This window comes from Actinosynnema sp. NPDC023658, assembly GCF_040639995.1.
In the GTDB taxonomy this organism is placed as follows: domain Bacteria; phylum Actinomycetota; class Actinomycetes; order Mycobacteriales; family Pseudonocardiaceae; genus Actinosynnema.
Map to the genome: position 1 here is coordinate 1 of NZ_JBFAAX010000499.1, position 4,347 is coordinate 4,347.

The following is a 4,347-nucleotide window of genomic DNA, read 5'->3' on the forward strand; positions in this document are numbered from 1 at the left end:
CACATGGGTCGAATCGGTCCGCTGTCTGCCCTTGCCCACCACCAAGCCCAGCTCCGTCAGACGCCCCAACAGCATGTCGAGGACCGTCTCCTCCAGGTCGTGAGCGAGCAGGCGATCACGAAAACCCGTGAGCACGGTGAAGTCGAAGCCCGCGTGCGACAACTCCAGCCCCAGCAAGTACTTCCAGTCGATCCGCGACCTGACCGCGTGCGCGGCCTGCCGGTCGGTCAGGTTCTCCGCGAACTGCAACACGCTGACCAAGGCCAACTGCCCAGGCGAAATTCCCGGCCTGCCACGGACGCCGAACGCCGATCTGAAGACCTCGTCGTCGAACAACGGCCCCAACCGATCACGGACGTTCATCGCCAAGCATCCCTTGGGAAACACCGCCCGAGCCACTTGGGCGGTCAACTCAGGGACTTCCGACCACGGCCGTGGTTGCAGCGACACCAACAGCTCCACTCACATGCGGGACAAGACCAACATGGTGATCATGGACCACGACGATCACACCACCATGAAGACCCCGGGAATTGGGCAACAGGGTCATCGACGGGTTCTACAACACCGAACGCATCCAGAAGGACCTCGGCTGGCTCAGCCCCGACGAGTACGAAGCCGCCTGGAAGGCCGCTCAGACCCAGCCAGCTACCATCCCGGCGGCACCGACCGCATCCAGGTAACAACTGCCTCGGGTTATCGAGGGAAGCTTCCGGGTGTACTGCAGTCGATGACGGCGGGCCGATCCCCAGTCGCCCTGACAGGCGCTATCGGAGGTGCGTCGTCCAGTAGTCGATGCCCATGCGTACGGTATGGCTGTGAGGATGATCTTCGCCGAAGACCCGTGTGACGGTGTCGACGAGGGCTGAGAGGTCGGCGACGGCACCACGGGGATCGCCTGTTCGGCCGCGGACGGTGGCCAGGTTGCAGCGAGTGCGCAGCATCTCCGGGTGATCGGCGCCCAGGACGCGCTGCTGGTCGGCGGCGAGCTGCTCGAGTTCGGCAAGCGCCTGGTGGTGTTGACCGGCGTGGACGCGCCACAGGGCCAGGTTGCCCCGAACGGAAAGGGTGTCGGGGTGGTCCGGGCCGAGGATGCGGTGCATGGCGCTGCTGAGCTTCCTGTAGTCGCGGACGGCGCCGCTGGTGTCACCCGCTGCTCCTCTCATGTGGGCGAGGTTGCCGCAGGTGGTCAGGATGTCGGGGTGGTCCGCTTCCAGAACGCGTCGCATGTCGCGTACCAGTGCGCTGAGGTCGACAATCGCGCGGGCGACCTCGCCTGCCTGTCCTCGGTAGCGGGCGAGGTTTCCTCGTGTGGTGAGGGTGTCGGGGTGGTCCGGACCGAGCACTCGCATCTGGTCGTGCAGCAGCCGTTCGAACAAGGCAGCGGCCTCCTCCGGCGCACCGGCCTCGCCACGAGCGCCGGCGATGTTGTTGCGCAGGATGAAAACCTGAGGGTGGTCGGGACCGTGGACCTGTATCGCGGCATCGAGCATCTCTTGTGCATCGGCCGCGGTCTCGGCAGGTTGGCCACGCCGGAACTGGTTGGCCGCGAGATTGCCGATGGCAAGCAGCGTGTGAGGGTGATCCGGCCCCAGCACTCGGCGCATGTGCGGGATCAGCAGCTCGAATTCTTGCGTTGAGCCGTGGAGGTCGCCGGCGCGGGCTCGCCAGAGAGCGATGTTGTTGCGCAGGAGCAGCGTGGTGGGGTGATCGGCTCCCAGGATGCGTTGTGTGCTGGGCAGCAGTTGCATCAGGTCGGCGAGCGCACCGGCCGGGTCGCCTGCTTCTCCCCGCAAGTGGGCGAGATTGTTGCGCAGTCCCAGGACCTCGGGGTGATCGGTACCCACCTGAGCGATTCGGTCCGACAGGAGCTGTCGCAGTTCTTCGACCGCTCGAGCTGGTTGCCCGGCAGACGAGCGAGCTCGTCCCAGGTCGCTGCGCAGTGTGCTGGTCAGTGGATGATCGACTCCCAGTCGCCGTGTCAGGATCTCGTGCAGCTCCTCCAGTTCAGCGATGGCCGCGGGGAGAGCACCGGTCTCGAGCCTGGCCCTGGCGCGGTCGCGCCGGGTGCGCAAGGTGTCGATGTGCTCGGCCCCCAGTCTTTGCTCCTGTGCGGCGATCGCATGTTCCAGTTCGGCCAGAGCGCCGGTGGCGTCCCCCGCTTGGTTACGAGACGAGGCGAGGTGAGCACGGATGGCGAATGTGTAGGGGTGGTCTGCACCCCAGGTCTGTATGGCGTCTTGGAGCAGTTGCTCGAACTTCCGTACCGAGGCGGCAGGACTGACTACCTCGCTCTCAGCGACAGCAAGGTTACTGCGAGCGGTGAAGGTGCTGGGATGCGTGGGGCCCAGTACGTGAAGTGCGTCGGCCAGCAGTTCCCGCAGTTCGCGGATCGCGGTAGTGGTGTCGCCTGCCTTGTGGCGGGCTTGAGCCAGGTTGCCTCGGGTGGTCAGTGTCGACGGGTGGTCCGGACCCAGAACCGCCCGCATGCGCTCGACGACATCGGTGAGCTCACCGACAGCGGCGGGAATGCCCAAGCGGCTCATCAGCATCGCGCGGTTTGTTCTGGTCTCCAGTGTGCGCGGGTGGTCTGGGCCCAAGAGGCGCTGTAGTGGTTCGAGCAGGCTGTCGAGTTCTTCCAGTGCTCCGCGGACGTCTTCGGTGTCGGCGCGCGCCAGGGCGAAGTTGTTGCGCAGCATCAGGACGTCGGGATGGTGGCGCCCACATACTCGTGTCATGTCCGTGAGCAGACTCTCGAACTCGGCCGCCGCAGTGGTCCACTGCCCGGTCCCGGCCAGCGCCCCGGCGAGGTTGCCCCGTGCCCGCACCGTGTCGGGATGATCTCGGCCGAGAACGCGCTGCTTGTCGGCGACCACGCTCCGGAGTTCCTCGACCGCTTCGGCATGCCTGCCGGATTTGGACAGCACCAAAGCCAGGTTGTTGCGTGCGCTGAGCACATCGGGATGATCGGCTCCCATGTACAGCACGGCATCGTCGCGCAGCTGTTCGTGGTAGGACAGGGCTGCTGGCAACAGCCCGACGTCGCTGAGGCTCGATCCCGCGCGGAACAACACGGGATGTCCGTCGGGGCGCCACAGGTGATAGCCCGCGTGGGTACGGACGGACGCGGTGTTGGACCGCAGGCTCAACGCCAGCTCGGGATCGTTCTGCACCTCTGGCCAGGCTTCGGCCAGCGCGTCGGCCACGGTGCGGGTGATCTCCTCCAGGGCCGCGGAGGAGTCGTCCTCGCGTGTTGCCCGTTGCACCAAGCGGTGGGTGCGCACGGCGCGGGCGTCCGTCATCGCCGTAACGGTGGCCAGGCTCAGCCGCTGGAGGCACCCCAGTGCCCGGCGCACATCCTCGATCTCGATGGTGCGTCCAAGCCGTTCGGTGAGGTAGGCGCATACCGATCGGGTGTCGAACACCGTTGCCGGAGCTCCTGCGGGATCGAGCACCGAGGCAAGTCCGAGTACCGGTCGCGCCACGCCGACGGGTGCGAGCCGGTCGGCCAGCACCATCGACAGCGACCACGTCGCGGCCAAGGTGAGGCGATGGTCGTCAGGCAGCGCTTCCTCTTCCGGCACTAGGTCGACCAGCCGCTTGCGGCGATCGGCCAGCAAGCGCCGGTAGTCGGCGCACGACAACAGCGGATCATCCGCGATGTAGGCCGAAGCCTGCGCCAGGGCCAACGGCAGATGACCGAGATCCGCAGCCAGCGCCCGCAGATCGGCGAGCACCTCATCGCCACCCGCGAGACCCGACAGCTTCTCCCGCAGGTAGGACACCGACTCCGCTTCGCTGAACACACCAACCTCGACCAGCCGACGCTGGTCTCCGGCCAAGGCGGCATCCCGTCGCCTGGTGGTGACCACCACCTGTCCCGATGCCCCGGTGGGTGGCCACAGCCCACGCAGATCGCCCGGTGTGAGCAGGTCGTCCAGCACGATCAGCCACCGTTTCCCGGTGGTGGCGCACCACTGCATCAGACGACGTACGGCCGAGTCGGTGTCGGGGTCGTCCACGCCTGTCACCGACGATGACAACAGCGCGTAGGCCGAGACGATCGCGTCACGGGAACCTGCGTCGATCCACGCCACCAGGTCGAACTCGCCTATGTCCCACGATGACTTGGCGTAGTCGGCGGCGAGTTGGGTCTTACCGACCCCGCCCATCCCCGTGACCACCGTCGTACGGGTGGCGTTCGGCAGCCAGCGGTCACCGTCCTCGCTGCGGGGCTGAGCGAGCAGGGCGTCCGTGCGCGGACGCAAGCAGCTGGCCCGCGGAGGGATCGAGCCGAATAGGTAAGGCCACTCCACCGGCGGCCGTGGCGGCTGATGGAGGTGCACA

The 4,347-nt window shown here is 66.8% G+C and carries 3 protein-coding genes; 1 reads left to right on the forward strand and 2 read right to left on the reverse strand.

Translation table 11 applies throughout. The features are described from left to right. Positions 1–462, reverse strand: a 462-nt coding sequence (locus AB0G02_RS29840; protein WP_360800424.1) for a transposase, incomplete at its 3' end; no start/stop codon positions are given. A 71-nt stretch (positions 463–533) separates the two neighbouring features. On the opposite strand from AB0G02_RS29840, the gene AB0G02_RS29845 reads away from it, so the two are divergent. After that, positions 534–683: a hypothetical protein gene (locus tag AB0G02_RS29845; RefSeq protein WP_360800427.1), complete on the forward strand. Its 150-nt coding sequence runs from the start codon at positions 534–536 to the stop codon at positions 681–683. Positions 684–767: 84 nt separating this feature from the next. On the opposite strand, the gene fxsT is transcribed toward AB0G02_RS29845, so the two are convergent. After that, positions 768–4,346, reverse strand: coding sequence for an FxSxx-COOH system tetratricopeptide repeat protein (gene fxsT, locus AB0G02_RS29850; RefSeq protein ID WP_360800430.1), 3,579 nt, complete (start codon positions 4,344–4,346; stop codon positions 768–770). Position 4,347: the final 1 nt, after the last annotated feature.